The following is a 24,722-nucleotide window of genomic DNA, read 5'->3' as shown; positions in this document are numbered from 1 at the left end:
GTCGAGCCGGTCAGGTCAGGGCGCGGAGAACGGGTCGTAGGAGTCCTCGCCGCGGTGGCCGGGGTCGGCGTTGGCGAAGTCGGCCGCGGTGAACTCGGGGGCGTCCCCGAAGTCGGAGCTGGCGGGCTGCGGGGCCGGACGCGACACGGGCCGCGATGCTGGCCGCGACCCTGAGCGCGGTGCCGTGTGCGACGTCGGACGCGGCGCCGGGCTCGGCGAGCTCGCGCGGGGGTGCGACGTCGAGGTGTCGTTGACGAGCAGTGCGAGCGCCGCGACGATGCGCGGGTCGGCGGGCTTGGCTCCGCAGGTGCGGGCGACCTTGCGCGAGAACTGCTCGCCGGTCAGGACCCGTGCTCCGGGGACGGTGAGCAGCGTCGTGGAGACTCGACCCTTGGTCGAGGACGGCCACACGATCAGGACCGGGACGGCGAAGCGTGCGGTGATGCCTCGGGCGAGCAGGTAGCGCTCGATCGCCTCGCGGGCCATCACCATCGTCTTCTTGCGGGTGTGGTCGACCTTCTCGCGTCCGCGCTTGGCGCCGCCTCCGCGGATCGTGTTGCGGTACCGGCCCGGCTTCCACACCTTGGAGTCCAGGATGGTGACCTTGTCGCCGGAGACGACCAGGTGGTCGATGTTCGCGCTGATGCCGGGGATCGGGATGTTCAGGTCGTGCAGGACGGTGGGTCCGCCCAGGGTCAGGGCGAGCTCGTCGATGAGGGCCGCGGTACGCACCTCGCCGCCTTGGCCGATGCGCGCTGCGGAGTCCGAGCCCGCCCAGGTCGCTCCGGTCAGCGAGCCACCGGCTGCGCCGACCACCTGGCCGGGGGTTCGGGGGTTGCCCATCTCGATCGCCTCCACGTGCGGCGCACCGTGCGCTCGCTCACGTGGTCTCTATGCGCAGAACTGGGCGTCGCCTCTCAGGGGGCAGATTCGGGCCCGGACGGTCGGCTCCGATGGGGTGGTGAGCGTTTGCGCAGGTCAGGGCAGGTTTCGGGGCCGTGGCTCCCGGGCTCACTCCTGCGACTCCGGGCACAATCACGGCCTCGGATCGGTGTTTGTGCAGGTCAGAGCGCGAAACTCCTGGAATCCGGTTACTCCGGCGCCTGTAGGACCACCATAGAGAGGGGGAGGTATCAACTTCCCCTACAAGGGGGAAGGGGTTGATGCCTATAGCCCTAGTAGGTGTATCTATCTCTCGACGTGATTCTCATGAGTTATGTGATTATAGGGCTCTGACCTGCACTTATATCAATCCACTCGACCTCGGGCCGGGAGGAGTTCTGGAGTGGTGCTTTCCGGGCATAGCAGGACCAGCTGGGGCACCCGAAGGCTGCTTGGGGGGTAGAGGCCAAGCCCTCGACGTGCGAAACCGAGCTGGGACGTCGATGTCCGAACAGGGCGGTAGGTCACCGATGCGCCGAAAGTAGAGATCGCGCCCCGCATTCGGTTGGGCGCCCGGAATAGGGCGTAGATCCTGTTGGTGACCATCTGGGCGATTGTGCGCGAGGGTGCGCAGAATGCCCGGACGCCCCGCGCGTCTCCTTGGTACTTACGCAAAACGGACTGGTAGGTTCCTTCGCGAGACCCCGGCACCGTGACGCGACCCCCTGCACGTCACGGTGCTGGGGTCTTACCATGGCCGACTTCACCGGTGCTCGCCGACCGGCCGGCTGCTTGGATGGGGGCGCGAACCTGAAAGCGACCGCACCTGTCCTGGCCCTGGTGCTCCTGGCAGCGTGCGCCGCCCCAGCAGCGGATCTGGACGACGACGCTGCCGAGGTGGAAGCGGTCATGGAGGCGTTCTGCCCGACCGGCCCGATTGAGCCCTGGGGGCAGAGCTCGAACTGGAGAAGCACGCCTGCGACCAGGAGCGGTTCATCGCGCTGTTCTCCTCGTCGGACGAGGCGAGCGCGTACGCCACGAGCATCGTCGAAGCCGGCGCCTGCGGGGCGGTAGCGGGCACCTGGTGGGTTGCGAGCCAGGTCTATTCAGCCGCCGTCAGGGACGCCCTGATCGAGGCCGGCGGCGCCAAGCTCTGCTGACCCTCAGGCGGTCCGGACTCACGATGCTCGCAACTCGGCCGGGACGTCCTTGGTGGTGAGGTCGCCCATTCCGTCAGGCTAGGCCCGCATGCTCTAGGCCTGCAGGATGTGCCGGCCGTCGGCCCGCTAGGCTCCCCGCATGGCAGGGGAATGGACCATCCGCGAGCTCGCGCGCGAGGCCGGGGTGTCGCGCAAGAGCGTGTGGGCATGGATCGCGGAGCAGGGCTGGGAGCGGCCGGCGTCGGGCCCGTGGATCCTCGACGACGAGCAGGCGCGACTCGTGTTCGAGCGGTTCGAGCAGACCGCCCCACTGCGCACGCCGCGAGAACCCATCCCGTGCAGCGTCGAGGCCTGCGAACGGACGCGGGCCGGCCTGCAGGACGTGTGCAAGATGCACTACCAACGACGCGCGCGGACCGGCAGCACCGAGCGGTCGTCCGGAGGCGATTGGCAGACCGCCAAGACCCACTGCCCCCAGGGCCACGAGTACACGCCCGAGAACATCTACCGCTTCCCGTCCGACACCGGAACCCGGCGACGATGCCGGACATGCCGCATCGCGCAGTCCTCAGCGAGCAAGCCACGCGACGCGAGAGGTTGAACCGTGGAGAAGCTCCAGATCGTGGTCAATACGGCCTTGGGCCTGGTCGGGCTCGGGCTCGTCGTCACGGCAGAAGTGACCACCACCCGTGTGATCGGTGGCGTGTTGGTTGCCATCGCGGTCGTCGCCGTTGTCGCGGCGGCGGTTGAGCTGCGCAAGAAGAGACGTTCCCCGCGGTAGCGTTCGCGGGCTAGGCGGGCGTGGCGGGTGCGGGCGGTGTTTCGAAGAACAGGTCCAGGTCGCCCGTCGTCGGAGAGCCCACGTCGCTCCCTTCGGCGATGCTCTCCATGAGTCGGCGCGCAAGATGGCCGATCGACTCGTTGGTGACGTTCGAGTGGTGGCGCAGGAGGTCGAAGGCTTCGTTCTCGGTCATTCCGTAGATCGTCATGACCGCTCCTTTGGCCTGCTCGATGACGGCCCGGCTCTTGTCAGACGCTCTGATCGACTCTGTCGCTTCGCGCTGGGCGAGCGTGCGCTGGGTGATGGTCAGGTCCACGAAGTAGCCGGACACCTGGACGACCTCCCCGGTCTCGTTGTCCTTGCGGCCGCGACCGACGACTCCGAGCGTGCGCGTGTGCCCGTGCGCGTCGAGGATGCGGTGCACGCACGCGAACGGGTCCCCGTTCACGCAGACCTCGGCCAGGACCGACTCCACGCGCGAACGGTCATCAGGGTGCTTGTGCGCGAGCATGAGCGCGGTCGTGGGGACAACGTCGCCCGGGGTGAAGCCGTGCATCTTGTAGAGTCCGTCGGACCACCACCACTCGCCGGTGGACACGGTCAGGACGAACTGGCCGACCGGCTGGGGAGTTCCAGCGAGCAGAACCTCCATGAGGTCCACATCAAGAGGGCGAGCCGGGTTGTAAGAGGTCGTCATCTCAACTCCACGGTGAAGGGAAGCGAAGGGCCTACTTCCAGACTCCTGGCGGGGATCATATCGCCGCGCCCCTGAACCTGTCCTGACCAGTTCGCTACCCACGAACCGGCCTTGCCGATCAGGTGAACTCGTGACCTGCCGCGTCGAACCCCACAGCCACCCCGTCCACCGACTCCCCAGGGGCTTCCGGCACCTGCATGCTCCACTCGACCAGCACGACAGCGCCGCACTGAACGCAGGGCTGATCAAGCTTCCAATCCCGAGTCTTGGACACGCTCGCTGATCTCCTCATTAGACGGACAATAGGGACCATCTGCTCTACGACACCGAGTGCCAGTCGGGAATCGTAGCGGATCGTGACGCCTGGTCAACGCCGCTCGAAGACCTCCCGCCGAGCGCGCGCGCATTCAGGCAGGACGAGCTCACGCAACCCCGCCCCGAAAGGGGCTGAACTGCTCTCGGGGACGCGATCCTGGGCGGCGCACCTCAGCCGTTCCACACGTCGATCAGGACGAGAAGCGCACCCCAGAAGACAAGACTGCCGCCGAGCGCGATTCCAACGCCGTGAGCGCCCGTGCTCTGCTCGTCAGGTCGGCGCCCGCGGAACCGGGTCATGATCCGCACGACCAGCACGGTCCCCAGTGCGACCAGGGCGAGACCGATGAAGGTCACAACCACGACGCCACCTGTCGCTTCTTCCCGTGCAACGCGAACACACCCCCGCCCCTTGAGCCCGATTCCTGCCCGGCACGTGCTCGATATCTACCAGCCCCACGCAGGCCGCGCATTAGGGAACGCTTCCACCCGGCTGGTCCGACGAGGCTGCTCACAACGCCCCCTGCCTGCCGCCTGACGACCGCGCCCGCCCAGACCCAGGCTGCCGTGTCAGGGTGGCCGAAGCGGTCCAAGTAGAAGCCCCTCGCGTGAGATTGGCTGTAGTTGACGCGGGCAACGGGTGCCTGTATGTTCCCCTCATCCCCAACCAACGGGGGCTGGTGTAAAGCATGGGGGAACAAATGAGAACACGCTCCAATGTGGTCGTTGGATTCATCGCAGCGTCCGTTCTTGTCGGTCTATCGACACCAGCTTCGGCATCGGATGTTTCGACGCCCTCTCCGTCTGTGGCGGTCGAGGTGTTGCCACGAGACGCTGGCAATGGCCTGTACGCCGTCGCGCCCAACGGTGACCGCTACTACTTCGAAACTGCGCCATCTGCGGCACCCGAGGTTACTCCGTTCGTCGAACCTATCGATCGGTTCATGTGTGGTCTGGCGGGGAACGAGGATCACATGGTCAACTCGTGGGAGATGGATTATGTGATTGAAGGAACGGTTCGTCTCAACTGCGGCACGGCAACTACCGCCGGGTACAACCACATCCTGGATGGCCATGCCGATGACTGGCAGTTCTGGATGGAGGACCTCGGTCTCTACGGTGCGAACTGGGATGACTTCATGGAGTGGACAGTTGGTGCCGTTCTGATGGCTCCAGGAGACTACGCTAGCGAAGGAAACGGAAAGCTGTGCTTCACGGCCCCGATCGGGATCGTGAACCCGAACGACGGCCTGACATGGTGGTTCGATCCGAGCATCATCGTCTCGGAGAACAACCGCGTTGTCATTACTGCCTATCCTGGGTCGCCCTGTTGACGCGAGCAGTTCGGCTGATGAATGACTATGGTGCTTCATGGCCTTTGTGGGTCCACGGGGCAACCAGGCGTGAAGACTGGTCTCTGAGCGGCGAACTTGCAGAACGCCTGGCGGCATGGTCTAGGTCGTTTGCCGAGAACTACAGTGAAGTTGATGGTTGGCCCAGCGAGAGGCATCTCCTGGAAAATGCCGCCGAGGGCGAGGCTCTTGCAACGCTCCTTCAATCCGAGCTCGGCAGTGGCTGGGTCGTAGAGCTTCGGATCTGGGAGTCCGCCGTCAGACCTTCACCATGACGGAACTCTGCTGCGATCATCGCCAGTAACGGCGAAGCCCCCCACCCGCCGCGAGGCGAGTGGGGGCTTCGTCATACTCGGGTCAGGTGAGGTCGTCCGGGCGGACCATCGCGACGATGTCGGAGCCGTCGAGCTGGATGTCGTATTGCCAGCCGTCGTCGCGCTGCTCGACGTAGAAGACCGTGCCGCCCTGCCCGTCGGTGGTCGTTACGTGGTCGCCACGCTTGAGCGGGCTGGGCGGGGTGCCGGACGTCGGGGCGCGTATTCGAGGGTGCCGATCTTGGCGTGGCGGACGTAGATCGGTGTCTGGGCGGAGCCGAGGACCAGGCGGGTGAGCGAGTCGAGGATGTGGGGTTCGGCCCAGCGCCAGGCGATGTACCAGGCGCCGACCACGAGAGCGTTGACGGCGGGGGTTGCGAGGTCGGACGTAGGGAGGTCGGTGTCCTCGGTGGGCAGGACCGCGACCGTGAGGAGCCAGGCGACCAGCGAGCCCCACAGGACGCGCACGACGGGGCGCAGGTAGGACAACCCACGATCGGAGATCGGTGGCGTCGGGGTCGGTGTGTTCATCAGGCCGCCCCGCTGCACGAGCACGGTCGCCGCGATCGCGTTGAACTGCGCGCGATGGGGGCCGCCGTCCTGGCCCTGCTCTCGTACCCTCCGGTGGCGTGGTTTGCGAACACGGCCAGCAGCGAGTGGTGGGGAGTCGGTGCGATCGGACCCCTGGTGGTTTCCGTGCTGGTCTTCGTCGTTGCCCCGATCGCGATCGTCGTCGCGGTCGTCTGGTTCCTGATCGCGTTGCGGCGGTTCAGCACGCGGGGATGACCTGCCCCTCGTGCGCCCGGGTCTCGCGCGTCAGCCGGTGAAGGCGGCGATCACGAACGCGACGACGACGACGGCGAACACGCCCATGATGAGCCGGCTGCCTCCGGTCGAGGCGATCCAGTCGTTCATCTTCTTGCGGTCCTCGCTGCTGGGCTCGAAGCGACCAGGCATGGTGTCCTCCTGCATGTGGTGTGGGGGTGCGGCAGGTGCCGCGCCCACCGGTACCTATGCGGAGTCGGCGTCGTCCTCCTCATCGAGCAGCGCCTCGAACATCTCTCCGAGCTGGCCCAGTCCCGTGTCCTTGCCCGCCGCCCGCAGCTGGGCGCGCATCGCCTTGATCTGCGCGCGGTCGGGGGCGTGCTCGCGGCAGTACAGGTCCTCGCCGATGCTCTCCCAGTAGGTGCCGACCCCGCACACGGTGCACACCGACCCGATCTCGGCGAGATCGAAGACGCCCGAGGCGAACAGGCCGCAGTGCGTGCAGAACCCGGCGCCGTTGCGGTAGCCGCGCGTCTCGAACTCGTGCTCGTGGTCACCGGCGGTGATCCGCGAGTACTTCTCCCAGGCGGCGTCCTCGGCCGCGGTGATGCTTGTGCCCTCGCCGCGGATGATCGTCTTGGGCTCGGCGGGGAACGCCTCAACGAACGCGGTGCCGTACGCACCGTTGGACCTGGTGAGCACGAGGCCGCTCGACCCGCCCTGGACCTTGCAGTCCACCGGCCACGGGTGGCGCAGCGTGTAGCGGTCGTGGTCGATGGTGCGGGGGACCGGCTGGTCGGTGGAGTCCATGCCTGGACCTATGCGCGCGAGGTCTTGACGCCGTACCGCCCCGGTGGGCGCGGGGTCGATGCGGCGCCGGGCGGCTGGGCGAACTTCGTGGCCGGGGCCTGGCCGGCGTTGCGTGAACCGGGTACCGGGATCTGGTCGGTGCCCGAGGCGCGCACGACCAACGGCCACAGGTGCACCCCTGGCGGGTCGCGGCGCAGCCAGTGCGCCACCCCAGGCAGGTAGGACTTCGCGGCCAGGATCAGGCTGGGGTCGTGGGAGGGGTGCGGCTCGAACGCGACGTCGAAGATGTCGAGCAGGCCGACCCGCTGCCAGCGTTCGTCGGCAGGGCCGGTGGGGCGCCACGCGGACAGGTCGAAGAACTCGTCGCGGACGTGGTGGCGTGCAGGGAACCACTCGTCCCAGCGCACGACCGCCATCCGGTCCGCCGTCCAGCCGGTGCGGGCGGTGCCCGGGAAGTGCTTGACCGCGTTCGAGACCGCGGCGCGTACCTCGCGCTCGACGGACTGACGGGAGGTACGCGCCACCGGCGGGGCCACGACGAACACGACCATGAGCCCGGTCAGGTCCCACGGGCTGTTCGCCAGGGCCTTCGCCCACCGGTTCACCTTCGTCGTGAAGCTGCCCGAGACGGACGCGGTGACCTCCACGGCCAGGCGCGCACCGTCGCCGCGGATCACGGCCAGGTCCGCGGTCTTGCCCATCATGTCCTCGCCGGGCCCGCCGTTGGATGTGGAGGACAGGAGCGAGACGGGGCAGTTCAGCTCGCCGAGCACGGCCCCGACCTCGGCGCCGCACAGCTCGCTCACGCGCAGCCCGAGCTCGGTGGCGAGCACGTTGTGCCGGTCGTACTGCCCGGCGCTCTTCCAGCCCGAACCTCCGGTGACGCGCACGTGCTCGGTGTACGTCAGGTGCGGGGCGATGTCCTTGTCGAACACCTCCGAGCGGGTGGTGCGGATCAGCTGGGCGTTGGAAGACCCGGCGCTGGCGCCCACCGGTGCGATGAACCGGCCCAGGTCGACCAGGTGCGCGTTGAAGGAGTCGGCGACGATCTTGTTGTACGCGCGCTCGGACCAGTTCGCCAGACCCAGGTCGCCGGTCATCGCGACGAGCTGCTCGGCGGTCAGGGTGCGCCAGGCGTTGACGGCGCTGAGCATGTTGATGCGCCGGTCGCGCAGCCGGTCGTCCTCGCGCACTCGCGCCACGGCCTGGTCGCGGTCAGCGAGCATCCACGCGGGAGCGTTGACCAGGCCCGCGGTGTTCATCGCTTCGACGTCGGTGCGGGTGGCCCAGGACGCGAGCGAGCCCTGGACCCAGAGCCCGTCCCAGTACGGGTCGAGGCGTTCGCGGGCACCGAACATGCCGTCGGGCAGCGGGGACGCGATCTCGCTCAGGTGGGTGCCGGTCGCCGTCGTGCTCGTCGTGGCGCTCACCAGCCCGCCTCCGGGTCGTTGGCGTCAGCGACTGCCGCGGCCGGAACGGGTTCGGGCCCGGCCCCCGGCGTCCAGCCTTGCAGCTCGGGGAAGCCTGCGACGTCACCGGCGAAGTAGTGCGCCTTGAACGTGAAGGGCGTCTGACGCTGGTCGTCGAACGCGGTGCGCACCGCCGCGGTGTACCGGGGCAAGGTCACCATGTCCGCGACCGACCACGGTGAGCCGTCCGCCGCCAGGTCCGCGACGATCGGGGCCGCGGCCCCCTCGTTCGACTGGCGGAACGCGATCAGCGTCGAGTAGTCCATCACCGACTCGCGCACCCGCTCGCTGAGCTGGGAGGAACGCTGGGTCGCGAACGCGGAGCGGACCCCGAAGCTGCGGCCCTGGTCGTGCAGCCACGTGATGACCCGGTCGTCGGACCCGGCCAGCAGCGCCAGCTCGTCGGCGAACATCGCGACCGAGTAGCCCTGCTCGCCCCACGCGGCGCAGTTGCGCATGATGGCGCGCTGCAACGAGAACATCAGCATGCCGGCCATCTGGTCGGCGACCTCCGCCGGCAGGTCCTCACCGGGGCGCATGACCGAAGGGCCGGTGTTCACCACGACCGAGCGCAGCCCCGTCAGGATCTGGTCCCACGTCAACGAGGGGCGCGTGCCCGACCACCAGTGACCTGCGGCCAGCAGCGCGAAGATCTTGTTGCGCGGGGGAGCCACGGCGTCGCGGCGCGAGCTCGGGGTGTTGCCGCCGTAGTACGGGCGCAGGGCGTCGCGCGCACAGTTGAGCCCCGGGTCGGGCGCCCCGAGCCGTTCGAGCCGGGCAGCCTCACCGGCGACCTCGGCGTCCAACCGCACCGCCACCTCATCACCGCGACCACCGACCAGGATGTAGATCAGGTCCATCAGCGCGACGTCGGCGCCGACGCCGTCGACCTGCGCCAGGACGGTGCGCCCGGCCTCGGTCTCGGTCAGCGCGAGCGCGGCGGCACCGAACGACGCCAGGCCCATGAAGGACGAGGGGCCGATCGCGCCGTCGTCCAGGACGTACTTGAGCATGTCGGCGAAGAACAGGCCGCGGTCGTTCCACGTGCCTGGGACGTCGAGCAGGTTGATGGACCACCCCTGCGGGTCGGCGACCTCAACGAGGGTGGCGCTGTCACCCATCGCGTGCGCCCACTCCAGGTACTTCGTCGCGCCCTCACCCTTGGACTCGAACGCGACCAGGGCCTGGTTGGGACCGAACGTGCCGGGCAGCCCGCAGGGCCGCACGCGGTCCAGGCACGCCCACGCGTACATGCCGTTCAGGAGCAGGGTCTTGCCGCTGCCTCGGCGCCCCGAGATGAACGTCCCGCCCACCAGGTCCGCGGCCGACAGGTACACCGGGTTGCCGACGGGGTCGTACCCCAGGAGCGGGCCGACACGCTGACGCAGCGGCGGCGGGACCGGGCGCCCACCGGTCGACATCTGGCCCGAGACGGCGCCGGCGTGCGGTGCGCACAACAGGACCGGCAGGTGCGGGCCCAGGACGAACGAGCGGTGAGAGACGGGGTAGTTGCCCTGGCGTGCTTTGACCTGGCGACCGTCGTTGTCGGTGCCGCCCTTCGTCGGTGCGGTCCACGGTCCGCGCCACACCTCGTAATGCGCGGGTGCGGGGAACAGGCCGCTGCGTGCGGCAGCTCGAAGGCGGGTGTCACGGGTGGGGATCGCGCCGCGCCCGATCGCGTACCCGATCACGGCCGGTGGCAGGGCGAGCAGCGTCGCGGCGACCAGCAGCGTCGAGGTCAGTGCCCCCGCCCACGGCAGCCCCGCAGGTACGAGCGAGGACGCCAGCGCGGGCAACACCGCCCCCGCCCACAGGACCAGCGCCGCGGCCAGCCACATCATCGACCACACGGTGCGCGGCACGACCCGGCCGGTACGCACCGGCAGGTCGAACCCGGGCATGGTCGAGGCGACCTGGCGCAGCAGCGCGTCCGCGTCAGAGGGGTGCTCGGCGCCGACGTAGAACGACCCGATGACCGCCTCGGACGCCAACGAGTGGTGGGTCGGCAGGAACGTGGCCATGCGTGTGGCCAGCCAGCGCGAGTGGCGGCGGTACTCGAAGCGGCCCGGTCCGCGCAACGTGATCGCCAGCCACTGCCCGTCCGTCATCGACGCGGCCAGCAGGCGTGCCTGCTCCGCGGGGTCAGCACCCTGCTGCGTCTCACGGAACGTGCCGGAGAACGGCTGGAACATCAGCTGACGGATCTTCGGTGTCGAGGTCAGGACGTCGACCGGGACCTCAGCCTTGACCGCTGTCGCGCCGAGCGAGGACGCGAGCAGGTCCGCCGCCTTGCGTGACGCGGCCGAGGCCGGGGTCACCAGGTACGTCGACTGCGCGCCGTCACGTCGGGCCACGAGCAACGTCACCGACCCGAACTGCGACAGCGACTGCGTCGTGAACAGCCCGGCCCGCTGCACCGCGACCAGGACGTCACCTACCCCGGCCCCGGTGGGGGACAACTGCCATGCCTCGACCTTGGTTCCCATGCCTGTCACCTATGCGCAGAACGCGCCCCCGGGACGGGCCTCGCACCAGCCTGCGGATGCACGTACCGGGCAGAGGGGGCGAGGAGAATGAAACGGACGCTTCTGCGCCGTACAGACCACCGCGGCCCCCACCCTCGCCGCCCCCTTCTTCTGGTGGTGTTGGTCTGGGCGGGGTGCGCCGCGTGTGGCGCGGGGTGGGGGTGTGTCTCGTTTCGTTCGCTGGGGCTCACTGCACTGGTTGGTTGTGGGGGTGCGTGCCGCTTCGCGTCACGGTGGTGGTTTCGGCTGCGGCCCGGGGGCCTTGCCTGGTGGGTGGCGTCCCGCTTCGCGTGCCGCTGCCGTGGGGGCGTCGTCCCGCTTCGCGTGCCGTCTTCGTGACGGTGGTGTGTGCCGCTTCGCGTCACGGTGGCCCCTGCGGGGGCGTGGTGGCTGGCTTGGTTCTGCCCGGTTCGGCTTGTACTGGTGTGTTGACGGGGTCGTCGCGGCGCGGTCAGGCCAGGTGGTGGGGTGGCGGCTTGTCGTGACGTGTGACGCAGCGACGAACGGAACGTGTGCCGCACCTGGCAGGCACCTCAGGCCACCGGAGGAGTAGAGCAGGAACAACCAGGGTGGGGTGGCGCCCGCGCAGCGCCAACGAACCGCACCAGACGAACACGGCCAAGCCGACACAGACAACAACCCGGATGGGGTGGTGGTGGCGCGCAGCGCCACACGCCGACCAGGACAACAGCCGCCGCCGCGTGACGCGCAGCGTCACCGCCAACACGAACAGCCCCAACGAACCGCCAGACAACGACACGAACAACACCACGAACAACGACCCGACGACACGAACAACAAACCGAACCCCAGCGCGAGGAGGCGAAGGGAGCGCCAGCGACCGAAGCCGACGAGCCTCTTGTCTTCTGCCGGTCTGCCAGCCAGCTTCGACCTGGCCTTGGCCTATCGGCCGCTCGGCGCTGTCGCGCACCGGACGCAGGGCCCGGGGATCTGGTGGTCCGGTCTGGGCTTGGCGTGGCGCGCGCGTCGTGGGTGGCCGGTAGGTTGTGGCCGTGCTCGCCTCCATCAGTGACTTCGTCGGTCGGGTCCAGCCGGGCTCGTGGCCGGACTGGCTCGCCGCGATCGGGACCACGCTCGCGTTCGGTGTGGCCGCGGTCGCGTACTCGCGCGACGTCAGGACGCGACGTTGGGCGCAGGCACGACTCGTCCACATCGAGGTAACGAGCTCGAACACCACCTTCCTGGGACGCGATGCCCCGGTCTATGGAGATCCGAATGCTGCGACGGTGGGTGACGTCGTTTGGATAGGTAAGCGCTCGGTAGGTCGGCTCATGGCCAGGCTGCCCATCGCGCCAGCGGCTGTGGTGGTCGCGAAGATCTACAACGGCAGCGACGAGCTTCTTGGACTGACGCTCGTGCGCGCGTACGGACGCAACGGCCCAGGGGACCCGTGGGACTTCGAGGTGAAGGGCGGCCCCGTCGGTCCCAGGTCTGAGGTTGTCATAGACCTGCTGTGCTCGCTGACCTTGTCAAACCCGAAACCCGATGTCGAGTTGGAGGTGACGTTCCGCGATTCGGCGGGCCGCTGGTGGCGACGTCGCGGGGTCGAGCCGGTGCGCCGTGCGAAGGACAAGGAGCGCGAGATCCGTCGAGCAGGTCGCGCCATCACACGCCAGCGGCTACGCGCTCGGTGGGGGTCTGCGTTCCCTGCGAGCGTGCGGAAGGCCGGGCTTCATCTTCGAGCGCGTTGGGATGCCGGCGCGAACTCCGGGTGACTTCCGGGGGAGCGTCGTCGTGGCGCGCGGCGATGTCGTCGGCTGCCGCTACGGTCACCGCATGCTCCCTCCTGTGCCCGACACGTGGCCCCCTGTCCCCGACGGTTTGCTCGACGCCGCGCACCGCACCGCGCTCGACGCACTGAGCCTGGTCCGCTTCGAGCGGTACTACGACGTGGCGGGCAACTATGCCGGGGCGACGTTCGCATCCATCGAGCCGAACGACCCGATGGACGTCACGGCCGCGGACCTGCACGCCCTGACGATGCTCGCGATCACGGTCGGGCCTGGCGCGACCAGGCGTGTGCTGGAGGACGGCCCGGTGCGCGACGGGCTCCTCGCCGCGTTGATTGCGACGCCGACCGGCACGGACCTGGTGGACGCGAGCGCGGCTGAGCTCGACGCGGCGTGGGACCTGACGAACAAGGCCCGCGCCGCGTTGGCCGATCCGACGACGAAGTCGGAGTCGGACCCGTGGGTGACCGCGGCGAAGCTGGCCGCGCGTAAGCGACCGCGGCTGCTGCCGGTGCGGGACACGTTGGTGCGCCGCCTGCTCGGGTTGGAGCCCGCTCGCGATGGGCGCCTGGAGATCCAGGTGATCCGCTCGCTCGTCGCGGACCCGGCCGTGCTCGACGCGATCGAGGCGGCGCTGGCACGGGCGCGGACGACAGCGGCGGCCGAGGGACGAACGTGCGTCTACGACACGACCGAGCTGCGCCTGCTCGACGTCGCACTGTGGATGCACGCGGCTCGCTGAGTCGGGGACGTTGCTGGTGGTCGGACCCACGAGATGGGTGTCACCACTGATCGACCCTGAGGAGCCAACCATGTCTGTGCGCGCCGCGATCGAGTTCTCGTCCGGGCTGCCGGTGCCCTCGTTCACCGAGCGGGTCTTCGCTGACGCCGCCTCGGCGTGGCGCGCCCTTGCCGACTTCCGTGCCGACCAGGAGCTGGACGTCTCGATGGCTCCGCAGCCCTCGCGCACGGTGCGTTCCATGGCCGGTCGCGTCAAGGCGGGCACGGTCAAGGTGCCGCTTCCTGGCAGCGGTCGTGCTTACCGGTACGTCGTCGCGCAAGCCTGAGACCGAACACGAAGCGCCCCGCCGGGTCGGCTGGATTCAGGAGTAGCGATCACCACTGGGCGCAGCTCGTGCCAGAGAGCTGCTCAGCGCGAAACCTGCCATCGCAGACGCGCCCCGAATCTGCGGGAGAGCATCAACGACGTGAGGGCGAGAAGCACCACCGCCGCGTTTGCGGCGAGGGTGCCCGCCCAGCTCGTCGGTGGGATGCCGAGGGTGAAGCTGGCGGCGTTGAACACCGTGTGGCTGAGGATGCACAGGAACACTCCGTTCCCGCCCGACAGTCTGAAGATCGCGCCATAGAGGACGCGGAACGCCATGATCTGGACCGCGAACATCCAGAAGTCGATGAGACCGGACTCGTGGTTCGTACCGGGGATGAAGAATAGCGGTACGTGCCAGAGGAGCCAGATGACCCCGACCACCAGTGAGGACGTGACGAATCCCCACCGTCGGTCGAGCTCGGGCTGTAGCGCAGTCATCCAGCCGGCCTCCTCCATGCCGCCGATGATCAGATTGCCCGGTAGCGACAGGAAGAACATGTACCAAGGAAGCATGTGCAAGGAGGGGCCGGAGACCACCAGGTGGAGCGAGAAGTACACCGCGAGCACCGAGATGGCGAACAGATACCCCGCAGCGCGACCTCGGGCAGCGAATATCATCCTCAGCCACTCCCAGAGACCCGAGACCCTGCGGTTCGCTCTCAGGACGACGTAGGAGGCGATCGCGGGCGAGAGGATGTAGATCGAGAACGGCACGTTGGCCAGGAACTCGGGGGCCGTGGTGACGACGTTGTTCACCTCGTAGCCAAAGCGCGCCGCGAAGATCAGCCCGCAGGAGAAGCCGTAGGCGATCACGAACGTGAGCACGAGGAACTGCCGTGCGATTCGCGTGTCCGTCACTCCGCAACCCTATCGGCGAGGGCGGTTTGCAAGGCCAGCCATGCTGTCGGGTGGGCGAGTCTTGTACTCGTGTCGCGGGACGTAATCTCTGCTCAAGCCGGGGCTGCGCTCGGGCCGCTGTCCCCGCCGCGAAGGGCACCGGTCCGCCGCCGGGCGATCGCCGCACGGTTGTCCAGACTTGAGAGCTCAATACTCCTCAAACGCGGGCGCTTGAGCACGTTGTGTGGCCGCAGCCTGGGTGTTCAATCCCGCGCACCAGCTCGGATAGACGCGGAATCCGCGCTTGCCTGGTTGCCTCCCGGACGTGATCCCGAGCTCGGCGAGGTGCGCACCGGTGAACCGGAAGACGCCGCGTCTGTCCTGTTGTTCCACAAAGACGAGCAGGCCCACGGCAAGATCGTCATCGCTGAACGGCGTCGTCGTTCCGTCCACGGCCCGCTGCCAGAAGCCTACGAACGCGCCTGGCTTGGTCGGGGTGTTCCGTGCTGTCCGGATATGCCAGGCCACACCACCGATCTGGGCAATGCCAGACTCGTAGTCACCGTTCTGAGTCTCGGGGGTCGCTGCAAACGTCACCCCTACCTCGGCCGCGTAGGTCTCGAATGCGCTGAACTGCACCCGGCCACGCTACCCCACCGACAACGACGGCTTCAGGCGGCGACTCACCGCCTCTAGCAACACGCCCTAGAGGTCATCGTGGGCCAACGACCGAACCCAAGTGACCCCGGCGGGGCTCTTGTGCGTCTGAGCTCAGGGGATGATGAGCGGCTCGCTGGTCACCACGACCGCGTCACCGGTGATGTCCTCGGTGCTCACCTGGGCGCCGGTCAGGTTCTCCCCGTGCTCACCGATGATCGCCTTGACCTCGTCGGGCTGGTTGCGCGCGATCGGCATCGTGACGCTCACGTCGTAGGCTCCGGCCGGCAGGGCTGAACCCTTCTGCGAGAACGGGCCGAACTCGGCCTCGCCGTCCTGCAACACGGCCTGGTCGCTCGCGTTGAACACGCCCTCGGCGAAGACCGACGCGCCCAGCTCGGTCCCGTCCGGCAGGTTCGACTCTGCGGTCACGGTGACCGTGCCGTCGTCGTTGAGGACGACGTCCATGGTGAGCTCGGCCCCGATCAGAGTGGGATCGGCCGTCGTGGGGCCCTCGCGGGTGTCCGCCGTGCAGCCGGTGACCAGGAGGACGGCGAGGACTGCGGCAGCCGTGAGGGATCGGTTCATGGTCCGAGGCTACGGCCGTGCGCGCTCGCCGGGGTCGAGGCGTGCCCGGTGACGGGCAGCAGCCTCGGCGGTGCGTCGACGCTTGGCTGCCCGGACCGCGGCGCGATCGACAGCGGCCCCGTCCCACAGCAGCTGCCCGGCGCGGACCCGGGCCCACGCCTTGGCGTCGCGTCGCTTGGGTGCACGCCAGCGCGAGCTGACGGTCAGCACCTGCTCGTCGTGCTTGGTGCACGGGGTCAGGGCGACGGTGCGGCACTTCGTGCACGCGAACCTGACCGATCGGCTCACCACGTCAGTCACCATCCTTCTGCGGTGCTCGTCGGCGCTGGCTCGCCCACCCCGCGGCGTCCTCGTCGAGCACGTCGCGCAGCGCGTCCGTGCGCGCGTGGTCCAGGTCACCGCGACCAGAGAGGTCCGCGGCGTCCAGGTCACCGAGCAGGTCGGTGCACCGGGCGTGCAGGTCGCCGTCCACACGCCAGGCCTCGAACGCGTGGCCCATGACGTCGGCGAAGCCCGTCAGCGACCCGGCCAGCGCGTCCAGGCGGGTCCGGGCGACCAGCCGGCTCAGGCGCCACCCCTTGGTCGGGATCTGGTCGAGCACGAGCGGGTGCACGGCCTGGTCCTGAGGCTGGGCCAGGCCGAACAGCGACCCGGCAGGGTCCGGGCACAGCGACCAGGACCACATGGTGTCGGCCGGTACTCCGACGCCGGGCAGGACACGCGCCCATGCGTCTCGGCGTTCGTCCCACTCGGCCGCGCTCACCTCGTCCGGGAGGTCGGCGTTGTTCCAGTACCCGTACTCGTGCACGACGTCCAAGGACTCGAACGCTTCGCGCAGTTCGAGCTCCTCGCTGAACGTGAGCGCGAGCAGGGCGCCGGTGACCGGGTCGGACCCGACGGCGACCTCGAACCGGTGCGGTGCGTGCTCCCACGTCCCGGGCCGGGCCTTGGCCTGCTCGTCGGTGATGTCCCGGTAGGCGCTGGTCAGCGGCGACCGGGGGCGCGGGGACCCGGCGAGGTCGGCGTCGTCGATCATGGCGGTGGCCTTCACGGCCAGGACACGCGCGTCGAGCCGGTCACGCACCGGGCCCAGTGCCTGCACCATGTCGGGCACGAGGTCGAAGATGTTCGTCCCGGGCGCGAGCCGGTACCCGTTGTAGATCTTGGTGCTCATCGGCTCGGAGTCCTTGCGCCGTCGGTGGGGTGATCCTTCAGGAGCCCTGCGTCAGCGAGGGCCTGGACGAAGTGGCGGCGGATCGCTGCGGAGTTGTCGACCCGGGGGAGGTCCCACTCGCCCGAGGCCCAGGACTCGCCGCAGCCGCACTGGTAGACGGTGCGCTGGGTCTGACGGTCGAAGTGGTTCCGCACCCCGTGGGTCTGGCGCACGGCGTCGACGGCCTCGAAGAGCTCGTCGGACACGGGCGGGGTGCTCATCGGCTCGGAGTCCTCTCGACGGCGATCATCCGGCACGGGTAGCCGTTCCCGGCCAGGGCGTGCGCGATCGTGTGCGCGTCGATCTCGTGGTCCTTGCCGTGCACGTCGGTGCGGGTGCAGCGCACGCCGCCGCTGTCGGTCGCCGAGCACGGCAGTTTCACGCGCGAGTCGTAGATCTGGCAGTCGGCCAGGACCGGCGGTGTCGGGGCCGGCGGGGTCTGGGCGGCACGCGTGTCGACGATGAACTGCTCACCGGCCGGGCTTAGGCACCAGCGGCGCACGCCCTTGGCGGTGTCCCACGTCTCAGCCAGGCCCATCACGACCAGGCGGTCCAGGACGCGCGCGGTGTTTGCGGGGTGGAAGGTGCCCATGGCCCGCGCGGTTGCCCCGGCGGAGCGTCCGCTGAACGTCCAACCGTGCAGGGCACGCAACGCGGCGTGCTGTGCGGGGGTGATCCTCTGCGTGCTCATCGCTCTCTCCTTCTCGGCCGGGTCGCCCACCACGTGGGGCGCGACCGGAGGAAAGTCTCAGGCTGGGTCGATGACCCCTTTGTCCGGGGCGGTGACCCAGTCCCACCGGCCCGGGGGAGCCACCATGGTGCGCGGTGCGGGACCTGGCCCACGTGGCCCGGAGACTGCGGGGCGGTCGGTCACCGAGGCGAACAGGACCTCGATGTTCGGGTGCTTGCGCACGCGCTCCAGGCGGGCATCGAGGGTCGTGCGGGAGTAGGGGGACCGAGGGTGGTTGTCCAGGATGCAGGCGTACGCCAGCGGCGGTTCAACGCCCGGGTGCGCCACGTCGAACTCGTCGAGCAGCATCGAGAGCTTCCAGATGTCGCGGGCGACCTCAGTGTGGTCCAGCCTCTGGGACAGCGACGCCCCGACCTTGAGTTCAGCGATCACCGCGAGGTGTTCCAGGTTGGACAGTCCCGTGCCGTCAGCGGCTCGGACCGCGCCCGCGTAGTGCGGCAGTGACACGCCGGCGCGGCGAGTGACCACGGCGTCGAGCTTGACTTCTCCCTTCTTCCCCAGCTTCGCCTTCCATGGGCTGTCCATGAACGTGTCGATCCGCAGCGTGGGTTCCCGGGCGACCCGATCGATGCCGAACTGGGAGATCAAGTAGTGCGCGAACCACGCCTGGAACGTCGCTTCGGGCGCGAGGTACTGCCCGCACGTCGAGGCGAAGACCGTCCACGCGGCCTCGAACTTGCGGGCGACCGGCTCCTGAGGGAACGGGGTCCACGCTGGTTCTGGTGTGCTCGTCATGGGCACATCATGGTCTGCACCCCAGACACCCGGGGGAGCGGGCTCAGCTTCGCGCGAGGCGACGTCGGGGCGTTCGCGATCACGATGTGTGCGGCGGTTCCTCGGGTTCCGTCGGGTCGGGGGTCTTGGGGGCAAACAGAGCCGATGCGTCCTGCCATTCGGGGCCGAGTTCTGAGGTGGCGTCCGTCGGGATCGACGTCCCGATCTCGGCAACGTACGCCGTCGCTTCCAACCGGACTTCCGTGGTCTCCAGGGCGACTTCGTCCTCAAGCACCGAGGCTGGCAACTCGATCAGTCCGGCACCGTTCATGACCCTGATCCAATCGAGGGTCAGCAGTGTTTCGTACATGACGTAGGTGATCAGCGGGGCTGCGGCAAAGAACCTCTCGCGGAGCCCGAAGATCGCAGCACCCGCGCGAACGCCCGAGTCGTGGTGGACCACGTCGCCGTAGATCCACGCGAGCGCGAGCTGGAGTTCATTCATCGAGCCGGACTGGCCGGTCTTCGTGTCGTGGACCAGGACCTGAACGCCGACGGGCCGGTTCGGGTCCGTCGAGCTGGTCCGCGACTGCCAGCGGGCCAATGCCTCCTTGGACTGATCTTTCACCTTGTCGTCGTCCCGGCCGAACGCCTTGATCGACTTCAGGACGCTCGGCAGGTAGCAGTCCTCGTCGGACAGCAGGATTGGCCGGACCCGGGCAGCGGCGGACTCCATCGTCTCCTCGTCGGGGAACGACCTGACCAGCGCTAGCGTCGCGCCGTCGGAGACCACCTTGAGCCCGCCGCGGGAGAACTCGTTCAGCTTCCCCCGATCTCGCGCGAGTGAGTGCGCCTCGACCCGTCGAGCACGAACAACGAAGGCCTCGATCCGATGTTGGTGCAGTGCGAGGGCGCGAGGGGGGATCTGCGACGACGAGGTCATGGCGACATCTTGTCGCAGGTCGGCTCACGCCGCCGGGGCGCTCACGCTGGCGGCTGCCGCGGACTTCTTCTCGGCGTGACGCCAGCGCTGGTAGTGCATCTCGCACAGGCCACGCCTGCGCGGCGCGGTGCTGCACGCCGGTTCGGCGCACGTCGTCGCCTTCTGCGCGAGCTCGGCGCGGACCGCGACCAGGACCTGGTCGGTCACGACCCAGCGGCCGTCGACCTTCGTGGCTCCGACCTTCGCGAGCAGTAGGCGCAGCGTCGAGGGGGCCACCCCAAGGTCGGCGGCGATCTCCGACTGGGTCAGCGGCTTCGGCTCGTTGGGGGCGTCCGGCTTGGACAGCCGGTGGGCCAGGGCTCGTCGCAGCGTCCTCTGGTCCGCGAGGGGTGCGTCACGGAATGCGCGGGCACGGTCGCCCATGCGCCGCTCGCCTTCGACGACGTCGCCGTAGGGGGAGCGGACCGCGCTCGGGTCGATGTCGTAGTCACCGAACGGGTCGTAGGTGCGGGCCAGGCGCGTGATGAGCTCCTCGTACTCCAGGTGCGTCAGGGAGCGGATCGCTGTCCAGTCCAGGGCCAGCGCGCGGCGCACCGCGACCTCGTCGATGTGCGGAGACCACACGTCCTGGGTGAGCCAGGTCATCGCGTCGGTCGCGGGGAAGAACCCGAGTCCGGGGTTCGCGCGGCGGGCCATGCGGCTCAGGATGCGCACCTCGGCGGTGGTCAGGTCTTCGTCGGGACGCTCATCGCGCGCCGCGAACAGGGCCACCCGGGCCCGCTGCTTGACCGAGGCGCGGTCGAGCCCCGGGACGTTCGCGTTGAAGCTCATGATCTGGGTCCCGCGGTCGTGGCGGTCGCGTTCACGTCTGGGCTCATGCCTGACCTATGCCGCTCTGGCGCTTGGAGATCGGTTGCGGTGGGCACGGCGCCTTCGCTCGCAGTGCCGAGCACGGCGCTGGCGCCCAGCGACGTCCAAGGACTCGACGATCCCCCAGCAGGCTGGGGGAGCCACCGGGGCGTCGTCGTGGGCAACCTAGCGCGAACTACCCCGCCCCACGGTCGTGGATGCGGCGGCACGCTGATCGATCTCAGCGGCGGCCATCGTGGTGACCGGCGCTGTGGCAAGGAGGCTGGGCGTTCGCGAGTTGGCCACTCCCATGCGAGCCTGCCGAGATGTCTGACACGACCACCACGTCTACGTCCATGCCACTCAACCGTGCGGTCGGAGGACGACTTCTCTACGTCTTCATCCTGGGTGACGTCCTCGGCGCGGGGGTCTATGCACTGGTGGGGGAGATGGCAGGTGAGGTGGGCGGCGCCGTCTGGCTGCCGCTGCTCGTCGCCCTCGGGCTGTCCCTGCTGACCGCCGGTTCCTATGCCGAGCTCGTCACGAAGTACCCTGCGGCTGGGGGTGCGGCGGTGTTCGCCGAACGTGCCTTCAAGGTGCCTCTCGTGTCGTTCCTCGTGGGATTCTGCATGCTTGCTGCGGGGGTCACGAGCGCCGCCGGTCTGTCCCTCGCGTTTGCTGGCGACTATTTCGGATCCTTCGTGGATCTGTCCGTCGTGCCGGTCGCGCTCGTCTTCTTGCTTCTCGTCGCGGCCCTCAACGCTCGTGGCATCCAGGAGTCCCTACGAGCCAACGTGGCTATGACCGCGATCGAGCTCTCCGGTCTGCTTCTGATCGTGGTGCTCGCAGTGGTCGTCCTCACCCGGGGCGACGCATCGCCGGGACGCGCCCTTGAGTTCACCCAGGACACGACCCCGGTACTGGCCGTCCTCTCGGCCTCGCTCATCGCGTACTACTCGTTCGTCGGTTTCGAGACCTCCGCCAACCTGGCCGAGGAGGTCAAGGACGTCCGCCGGGTCTACCCGCGCGCGCTCTTCGGTGCGCTGATCACGGCGGGGGTCGTCTACGTCGCCGTCGGAGTGGCCGCGGTCGCGGTATCGCCCCCCGAGCAGCTCGCCGGCTCGACGGGGCCACTGCTCGAGGTCGTCAAGGTCGCTGATGTCGTACCCGAACGGTTCTTCGCGGTCGTGGCGCTCATTGCGGTCGCGAACGGTGCCCTGCTCACCATGATCATGGCGAGCCGGCTCACCTACGGCATGGCGCGACAAGGGCTGCTGCCTACCGGTCTGGCCAGGGTGCTTCCCGGCAGGCGCACCCCGTGGGTCGCGATCACGGCGACCACGCTCGTCGCGATGGGACTGGTCTTCACGGGCGACCTCGGCGCACTCGCGGAGACCGTGGTGCTCCTGCTCCTGGTGGTGTTCATCAGCACCAACATCGCGGTCCTGGTCCTGCGCAGGGACACCGTGAGGGAGGATCACTTCCGCGTCGCGACGATCGTGCCCGTGCTCGGTGCCGGGAGCTGCGTCCTGCTCCTGACCCAGCAGGAACCGCAGACCTGGCTCCGAGCCGGAGCCCTGGTGCTCGTAGGCGTGGCTCTCTATCTGGTCACGCGCCTGGCCGGTCGTCGCACGGGCTCTGCCCCCCGCGCGGACGGTTGATCGACCGCCCCAAACGCCAGTGTCAGCCCTGGTTGGAACAGCGAATGTGCCCGCGGTGCCAGGACGTCGTCGACGTGCAGATGCATGTCCACGCCCCCCGAAGCCCCCAGCGTGGGGTATGCGACGGCTGCGGTCGGGTACGGCGCCGAGGGGCACGAGTCCTGCTGATCGCGCTGGGTTGTGAGTGTGGTGGCGCCGCTCCTTGACTGCCACCACACCCCGCCGCGGCAGTGCCGGAGCGTGCCGATATCGGCCCTTCTCACGTTGGCTGGGAGGAAGGAGACTCGCCAGCCGAATGCCACCTTCGCTGAGTGAAATGCGCGGTTCGCGGGTACGGTCGATGGGCACGAATGAGTCAGGCAGTCGGCTCGCGCATCCTTGATCCAGAGGAGACGTTCCGCCATGTCAATCGAAGACCGCGCCCCCTCGGCGCACGCAGTAGCACGTGAACAACACGCCACGACAGGCCAGCCGCGCACAGGACAGTGGCGCTACGACCTGATCACCGAGCGGTGGTGGTGGTCACCGCAGACCTACCGCATCCACGGGTTCGAACCGCACGAGGTGGTCCCGACCACGGACTTGGTCCTGGCGCACAAGCACCCCGACGACCGTGAGCAGTTCCGTCAGATACTGGAAGCCGCGAAGGCCAGCGGAGACCCGTTCCACAGCGTCCACCGCATCATGAATGCCCGCGGCCGCGAACGAGTGGTCACCTTGGTCGGGCAAGGACGCCGTCACATCGATACCGGCGAGGTGATGGAGCTCATGGGCTACTTCGTCGACACGACAGCCCCGGTCTGCGAGCGCGCTGAGACCATGGCGGGAGACCACATCCGGGCTGCCGCCGCACATCGCGGGACGATCGAGCAAGCCAAGGGCATCTTGTCCGTGACGCACGCACTGACGATCGATGAGGCTTTCGAGGTCCTGCGCGCCACGTCCAACCAGCACAACGTCCCCGTGCGTGAGCTCGCGGCGCGCCTGATCAACCTCGGCCGCATCTTGCCCCTCGACGAACATCGCCGGCACTGCGTCGACGAGTTCCTGCGCAATCCTCTCTAGGTGGGTGGCGCACCCGACTGCGCCTCCCGAGGGTGTCGTGCTCGATACCGTATCGCGGCTGATGCACCGGCCTACCCGCGGCGGCCCGTCGTCCCCAGCGTCGAGCGGTTCATCGACGCTCTGCCCGATAGCCCTCGTCGCGATGAGGAGGTCCCGGCCTGCAAGTCGCTCGCGGGCGGCCTGGCGAAGGGATCGAGATGACCACGATCGAGACATTTCACGAGGACAACATCTGGAAGAACCGGCGCCAGGGCGACTCGGTGGCGTTCGCGGTGTTCGACACCAAGGCAGAAGCAGTAGCGGCGGGCCGAGAGGTCGCGATCCGCGAGGGTGCCGAGCACGTCATCAAGAATCTCGACGGCCGGATCGCAGAGAAGAACTCCTACGGCAACGACCCGCGCACCATCCCCGGCTGACCCCGCGACGGGCCGTCAGGTCCCGTCGTCGCCGACGTCGAAGACCTGCCGGTAGAGGCGGGTAGCCTCGTCAACGACCTGGTCGCTCAGGCGCGCGATCGGCCTGACCGACATGAGCAGAGGTTCGCAGTCCGGCCCCCGGCCCACCACCGCACCCGTGAGCACCCAGGCGTAGCGGTCCTCCTCGGCGAGGTGGACGTACTGGCGCAGCTGCCGCGCCACCCAGTGCTCCACCGGCCGGTCCCACCACGGCTGCGGGTCCAGCCGGTTCACCGACAGACCGGGCAGCCGGCACCCACTCTCATAGTCGACACTGACCTCGGCCCTGTCGGCATCCGGTCCCTTGCTGTACCGGACGTACAGCGGCTCACCCAGCTCCGCGAGCTCTGCCAACTCGGCGAGCGACTCGATCCTGAACACTTCGGCTGTGCCTAGGCAGGATTGCGCAAGAACTCGTTGACGGCATGGCGGCGGTGCTCGTCCACGGGCAGGATGCGCCCCAGGGTGATCAGGCGGGCCGCGAGGTCGCGCACGGGGACGTTGTGCTGGTTCGAAGTGCCCCGTAGCAACTGGAAGGCCTCGTCGATCGTCAAGCCGTGCGTCACAGACAAGATGCCCTTGGCCTGCTCGATCGTCCCCCGGTGGGCGGCCGCGGCGCGGATGTGCGTGCCCGCCAGTGCCTCGGCGCGCTGAGCTACTGGGGCGGTGGTGTCGATGAAGTACCCCATGAGTTCGACCACTTCGCCGGTGTCGTGGTCGAGCCGTCCTTGTCCGACCAGCGTCACGACCCGCTCGTGCCCGCGGGCGTCCATGATGCGGTGCATGCTGTGGAACGGGGCGCCCGACACCTGTGCCGATTCGAACAGGTCGCGGAACCGTTCGCGGTCGTCGGGATGCTTGTGCGCCAGGACGAGGTCCGTCGTCGGGACGACCTCATGTGGCTCGAACCCGTGAATATGAAAGGTCTCCTCCGACCACCACCACTGCGCGGTCGCCGGGTTGAACCGCCACCGGCCGGTGAGCGGCTGGGCTGTCGTGGCGCTCTGTTCAGGTGCTGCGGCAGGCGCCGCGGGGGCGCGATCTTCAATCGACATGACGG

The 24,722-nt window shown here is 68.7% G+C and carries 30 protein-coding genes; 10 read left to right on the top strand and 20 right to left on the bottom strand.

Annotation, left to right across the window (positions count from 1 at the left end; all coding sequences use genetic code 11):
* Positions 1-15: 15 nt before the first annotated feature.
* Complete coding sequence (locus tag OERS_RS02535) at positions 16-843, bottom strand: nuclease-related domain-containing protein (RefSeq protein ID WP_139107648.1); 828 nt, start codon at positions 841-843, stop codon at positions 16-18.
* 1,338 nt (positions 844-2,181) lie between these two features.
* Between OERS_RS02535 and OERS_RS02530 the strand changes: the two genes are divergently transcribed.
* Both OERS_RS02530 and OERS_RS21410 read left to right on the top strand, forming a co-directional pair.
* Positions 2,182-2,643, top strand: coding sequence for a hypothetical protein (locus tag OERS_RS02530; protein WP_068624191.1), 462 nt, complete (start codon positions 2,182-2,184; stop codon positions 2,641-2,643).
* 3 nt (positions 2,644-2,646) lie between these two features.
* The gene (locus tag OERS_RS21410; RefSeq protein WP_169834178.1) at positions 2,647-2,823 is read left to right on the top strand and encodes a hypothetical protein; all 177 of its coding nucleotides are present in this window, start codon (positions 2,647-2,649) and stop codon (positions 2,821-2,823) included.
* 10 nt (positions 2,824-2,833) lie between these two features.
* On the opposite strand, the gene OERS_RS02525 is transcribed toward OERS_RS21410, so the two are convergent.
* On the bottom strand, positions 2,834-3,520 hold the full coding sequence (locus tag OERS_RS02525; RefSeq protein ID WP_083201159.1) for a PAS and ANTAR domain-containing protein: 687 nt from the start codon (positions 3,518-3,520) through the stop codon (positions 2,834-2,836).
* Positions 3,521-4,006: 486 nt separating this feature from the next.
* Entirely contained in the window at positions 4,007-4,198 is a 192-nt protein-coding gene (locus OERS_RS02520) for a hypothetical protein (RefSeq protein ID WP_068624187.1), read from the bottom strand.
* Between the two features lie 338 nt (positions 4,199-4,536).
* Between OERS_RS02520 and OERS_RS20945 the strand changes: the two genes are divergently transcribed.
* Positions 4,537-5,169: a hypothetical protein gene (locus OERS_RS20945; RefSeq protein WP_139107647.1), complete on the top strand. Its 633-nt coding sequence runs from the start codon at positions 4,537-4,539 to the stop codon at positions 5,167-5,169.
* Between the two features lie 500 nt (positions 5,170-5,669).
* Here OERS_RS20945 and OERS_RS02510 read toward each other — a convergent pair whose 3' ends face one another.
* On the bottom strand, positions 5,670-6,032 hold the full coding sequence (locus OERS_RS02510; RefSeq protein WP_139107646.1) for a hypothetical protein: 363 nt from the start codon (positions 6,030-6,032) through the stop codon (positions 5,670-5,672).
* A gap of 54 nt (positions 6,033-6,086) precedes the next feature.
* On the opposite strand from OERS_RS02510, the gene OERS_RS02505 reads away from it, so the two are divergent.
* Complete coding sequence (locus tag OERS_RS02505; protein ID WP_068624181.1) at positions 6,087-6,287, top strand: hypothetical protein; 201 nt, start codon at positions 6,087-6,089, stop codon at positions 6,285-6,287.
* Between the two features lie 30 nt (positions 6,288-6,317).
* Here OERS_RS02505 and OERS_RS21405 read toward each other — a convergent pair whose 3' ends face one another.
* From OERS_RS21405 to OERS_RS02490, 4 genes are read right to left on the bottom strand one after another with little or no spacing between them, the layout of a single operon-like run.
* On the bottom strand, positions 6,318-6,458 hold the full coding sequence (locus OERS_RS21405; protein ID WP_169834177.1) for a hypothetical protein: 141 nt from the start codon (positions 6,456-6,458) through the stop codon (positions 6,318-6,320).
* A 54-nt stretch (positions 6,459-6,512) separates the two neighbouring features.
* Entirely contained in the window at positions 6,513-7,076 is a 564-nt protein-coding gene (locus OERS_RS02500) for a hypothetical protein (RefSeq protein ID WP_068624179.1), read from the bottom strand.
* An 8-nt stretch (positions 7,077-7,084) separates the two neighbouring features.
* Positions 7,085-8,506, bottom strand: coding sequence for a hypothetical protein (locus tag OERS_RS02495; protein ID WP_068624177.1), 1,422 nt, complete (start codon positions 8,504-8,506; stop codon positions 7,085-7,087).
* Positions 8,503-11,031, bottom strand: coding sequence for a type IV secretory system conjugative DNA transfer family protein (locus OERS_RS02490; RefSeq protein WP_068624175.1), 2,529 nt, complete (start codon positions 11,029-11,031; stop codon positions 8,503-8,505). Before OERS_RS02490 ends, OERS_RS02495 begins: the two co-directional genes overlap by 4 nt.
* A 1,052-nt stretch (positions 11,032-12,083) precedes the next feature.
* On the opposite strand from OERS_RS02490, the gene OERS_RS02485 reads away from it, so the two are divergent.
* The 3 genes from OERS_RS02485 (at position 12,084) to OERS_RS02475 (ending at position 13,888) form a co-directional block, all read left to right on the top strand.
* On the top strand, positions 12,084-12,806 hold the full coding sequence (locus OERS_RS02485) for a hypothetical protein (RefSeq protein WP_139107645.1): 723 nt from the start codon (positions 12,084-12,086) through the stop codon (positions 12,804-12,806).
* A 61-nt stretch (positions 12,807-12,867) separates the two neighbouring features.
* Complete coding sequence (locus OERS_RS02480) at positions 12,868-13,563, top strand: DUF6308 family protein (protein ID WP_139107644.1); 696 nt, start codon at positions 12,868-12,870, stop codon at positions 13,561-13,563.
* Positions 13,564-13,633: 70 nt separating this feature from the next.
* The gene (locus OERS_RS02475; RefSeq protein ID WP_068624169.1) at positions 13,634-13,888 is read left to right on the top strand and encodes a hypothetical protein; all 255 of its coding nucleotides are present in this window, start codon (positions 13,634-13,636) and stop codon (positions 13,886-13,888) included.
* Between the two features lie 83 nt (positions 13,889-13,971).
* Here OERS_RS02475 and OERS_RS02470 read toward each other — a convergent pair whose 3' ends face one another.
* The 10 genes from OERS_RS02470 to OERS_RS02425 all read right to left on the bottom strand — a co-directional run bounded on the left by OERS_RS02470 (position 13,972) and on the right by OERS_RS02425 (position 20,463).
* Positions 13,972-14,787, bottom strand: a complete 816-nt coding sequence (locus OERS_RS02470) for a CPBP family intramembrane glutamic endopeptidase (protein WP_068624167.1) — start codon at positions 14,785-14,787, stop codon at positions 13,972-13,974.
* A gap of 186 nt (positions 14,788-14,973) precedes the next feature.
* Positions 14,974-15,405: a MepB family protein gene (locus OERS_RS02465; RefSeq protein ID WP_068624164.1), complete on the bottom strand. Its 432-nt coding sequence runs from the start codon at positions 15,403-15,405 to the stop codon at positions 14,974-14,976.
* Between the two features lie 132 nt (positions 15,406-15,537).
* Positions 15,538-16,011, bottom strand: a complete 474-nt coding sequence (locus OERS_RS02460) for a hypothetical protein (RefSeq protein ID WP_068624161.1) — start codon at positions 16,009-16,011, stop codon at positions 15,538-15,540.
* 9 nt (positions 16,012-16,020) lie between these two features.
* Positions 16,021-16,299, bottom strand: a complete 279-nt coding sequence (locus tag OERS_RS02455) for a hypothetical protein (protein ID WP_139107643.1) — start codon at positions 16,297-16,299, stop codon at positions 16,021-16,023.
* A gap of 4 nt (positions 16,300-16,303) precedes the next feature.
* On the bottom strand, positions 16,304-17,185 hold the full coding sequence (locus OERS_RS02450; RefSeq protein ID WP_068624158.1) for a hypothetical protein: 882 nt from the start codon (positions 17,183-17,185) through the stop codon (positions 16,304-16,306).
* The gene (locus OERS_RS02445; protein WP_068624156.1) at positions 17,182-17,445 is read right to left on the bottom strand and encodes a hypothetical protein; all 264 of its coding nucleotides are present in this window, start codon (positions 17,443-17,445) and stop codon (positions 17,182-17,184) included. Before OERS_RS02445 ends, OERS_RS02450 begins: the two co-directional genes overlap by 4 nt.
* Positions 17,442-17,915, bottom strand: a complete 474-nt coding sequence (locus OERS_RS02440) for a MarR family winged helix-turn-helix transcriptional regulator (RefSeq protein WP_139107642.1) — start codon at positions 17,913-17,915, stop codon at positions 17,442-17,444. Before OERS_RS02440 ends, OERS_RS02445 begins: the two co-directional genes overlap by 4 nt.
* A 57-nt stretch (positions 17,916-17,972) precedes the next feature.
* A complete protein-coding gene (locus tag OERS_RS02435) occupies positions 17,973-18,710 on the bottom strand; it encodes a hypothetical protein (RefSeq protein WP_068624151.1) in 738 nt (245 codons plus the stop codon).
* A 79-nt stretch (positions 18,711-18,789) separates the two neighbouring features.
* The gene (locus OERS_RS02430) at positions 18,790-19,632 is read right to left on the bottom strand and encodes a hypothetical protein (protein WP_068624149.1); all 843 of its coding nucleotides are present in this window, start codon (positions 19,630-19,632) and stop codon (positions 18,790-18,792) included.
* 24 nt (positions 19,633-19,656) lie between these two features.
* Positions 19,657-20,463 carry a hypothetical protein gene (locus OERS_RS02425; RefSeq protein WP_068624147.1) on the bottom strand — a complete coding sequence of 269 codons (807 nt, stop codon included), beginning with the start codon at positions 20,461-20,463 and terminating at the stop codon, positions 19,657-19,659.
* Positions 20,464-20,837: 374 nt separating this feature from the next.
* Between OERS_RS02425 and OERS_RS02420 the strand changes: the two genes are divergently transcribed.
* The 3 genes from OERS_RS02420 to OERS_RS02410 all read left to right on the top strand — a co-directional run bounded on the left by OERS_RS02420 (position 20,838) and on the right by OERS_RS02410 (position 23,623).
* Positions 20,838-22,142, top strand: coding sequence for an APC family permease (locus OERS_RS02420; RefSeq protein WP_248948298.1), 1,305 nt, complete (start codon positions 20,838-20,840; stop codon positions 22,140-22,142).
* 402 nt (positions 22,143-22,544) lie between these two features.
* On the top strand, positions 22,545-23,207 hold the full coding sequence (locus OERS_RS02415) for a PAS and ANTAR domain-containing protein (RefSeq protein ID WP_083201158.1): 663 nt from the start codon (positions 22,545-22,547) through the stop codon (positions 23,205-23,207).
* A 197-nt stretch (positions 23,208-23,404) separates the two neighbouring features.
* Positions 23,405-23,623, top strand: coding sequence for a DUF2188 domain-containing protein (locus OERS_RS02410; RefSeq protein ID WP_068624143.1), 219 nt, complete (start codon positions 23,405-23,407; stop codon positions 23,621-23,623).
* A gap of 15 nt (positions 23,624-23,638) precedes the next feature.
* On the opposite strand, the gene OERS_RS02405 is transcribed toward OERS_RS02410, so the two are convergent.
* Both OERS_RS02405 and OERS_RS02400 read right to left on the bottom strand, forming a co-directional pair.
* Positions 23,639-24,043: a DUF6098 family protein gene (locus tag OERS_RS02405; RefSeq protein WP_068624141.1), complete on the bottom strand. Its 405-nt coding sequence runs from the start codon at positions 24,041-24,043 to the stop codon at positions 23,639-23,641.
* Positions 24,044-24,054: 11 nt separating this feature from the next.
* On the bottom strand, positions 24,055-24,717 hold the full coding sequence (locus OERS_RS02400) for a PAS and ANTAR domain-containing protein (protein ID WP_083201157.1): 663 nt from the start codon (positions 24,715-24,717) through the stop codon (positions 24,055-24,057).
* Positions 24,718-24,722: the final 5 nt, after the last annotated feature.

The sequence above is a fragment of the Oerskovia enterophila genome, assembly GCF_001692445.1.
Lineage (GTDB): Bacteria > Actinomycetota > Actinomycetes > Actinomycetales > Cellulomonadaceae > Oerskovia > Oerskovia enterophila.
This window is presented reverse-complemented; position numbering and strand designations above follow the sequence as displayed.

What these genes read in the sequence shown, in the direction of transcription:
- OERS_RS02535 (WP_139107648.1), bottom strand. Translation starts at nt 843, where the DNA reads ATGGGCAACCCCCGAACCCCCGGCCAGGTGGTCGGCGCAGCCGGTGGC.
- OERS_RS02530 (WP_068624191.1), top strand. Translation starts at nt 2,182, where the DNA reads ATGGCAGGGGAATGGACCATCCGCGAGCTCGCGCGCGAGGCCGGGGTG.
- OERS_RS02525 (WP_083201159.1), bottom strand. Translation starts at nt 3,520, where the DNA reads ATGACGACCTCTTACAACCCGGCTCGCCCTCTTGATGTGGACCTCATG.
- OERS_RS20945 (WP_139107647.1), top strand. Translation starts at nt 4,537, where the DNA reads ATGAGAACACGCTCCAATGTGGTCGTTGGATTCATCGCAGCGTCCGTT.
- OERS_RS02510 (WP_139107646.1), bottom strand. Translation starts at nt 6,032, where the DNA reads ATGAACACACCGACCCCGACGCCACCGATCTCCGATCGTGGGTTGTCC.
- OERS_RS02505 (WP_068624181.1), top strand. Translation starts at nt 6,087, where the DNA reads ATGGGGGCCGCCGTCCTGGCCCTGCTCTCGTACCCTCCGGTGGCGTGG.
- OERS_RS21405 (WP_169834177.1), bottom strand. Translation starts at nt 6,458, where the DNA reads ATGCCTGGTCGCTTCGAGCCCAGCAGCGAGGACCGCAAGAAGATGAAC.
- OERS_RS02500 (WP_068624179.1), bottom strand. Translation starts at nt 7,076, where the DNA reads ATGGACTCCACCGACCAGCCGGTCCCCCGCACCATCGACCACGACCGC.
- OERS_RS02490 (WP_068624175.1), bottom strand. Translation starts at nt 11,031, where the DNA reads ATGGGAACCAAGGTCGAGGCATGGCAGTTGTCCCCCACCGGGGCCGGG.
- OERS_RS02480 (WP_139107644.1), top strand. Translation starts at nt 12,868, where the DNA reads ATGCTCCCTCCTGTGCCCGACACGTGGCCCCCTGTCCCCGACGGTTTG.
- OERS_RS02475 (WP_068624169.1), top strand. Translation starts at nt 13,634, where the DNA reads ATGTCTGTGCGCGCCGCGATCGAGTTCTCGTCCGGGCTGCCGGTGCCC.
- OERS_RS02460 (WP_068624161.1), bottom strand. Translation starts at nt 16,011, where the DNA reads ATGAACCGATCCCTCACGGCTGCCGCAGTCCTCGCCGTCCTCCTGGTC.
- OERS_RS02450 (WP_068624158.1), bottom strand. Translation starts at nt 17,185, where the DNA reads ATGAGCACCAAGATCTACAACGGGTACCGGCTCGCGCCCGGGACGAAC.
- OERS_RS02445 (WP_068624156.1), bottom strand. Translation starts at nt 17,445, where the DNA reads ATGAGCACCCCGCCCGTGTCCGACGAGCTCTTCGAGGCCGTCGACGCC.
- OERS_RS02440 (WP_139107642.1), bottom strand. Translation starts at nt 17,915, where the DNA reads ATGAGCACGCAGAGGATCACCCCCGCACAGCACGCCGCGTTGCGTGCC.
- OERS_RS02435 (WP_068624151.1), bottom strand. Translation starts at nt 18,710, where the DNA reads ATGACGAGCACACCAGAACCAGCGTGGACCCCGTTCCCTCAGGAGCCG.
- OERS_RS02430 (WP_068624149.1), bottom strand. Translation starts at nt 19,632, where the DNA reads ATGACCTCGTCGTCGCAGATCCCCCCTCGCGCCCTCGCACTGCACCAA.
- OERS_RS02425 (WP_068624147.1), bottom strand. Translation starts at nt 20,463, where the DNA reads ATGAGCTTCAACGCGAACGTCCCGGGGCTCGACCGCGCCTCGGTCAAG.
- OERS_RS02420 (WP_248948298.1), top strand. Translation starts at nt 20,838, where the DNA reads ATGCCACTCAACCGTGCGGTCGGAGGACGACTTCTCTACGTCTTCATC.
- OERS_RS02415 (WP_083201158.1), top strand. Translation starts at nt 22,545, where the DNA reads ATGTCAATCGAAGACCGCGCCCCCTCGGCGCACGCAGTAGCACGTGAA.
- OERS_RS02410 (WP_068624143.1), top strand. Translation starts at nt 23,405, where the DNA reads ATGACCACGATCGAGACATTTCACGAGGACAACATCTGGAAGAACCGG.
- OERS_RS02400 (WP_083201157.1), bottom strand. Translation starts at nt 24,717, where the DNA reads ATGTCGATTGAAGATCGCGCCCCCGCGGCGCCTGCCGCAGCACCTGAA.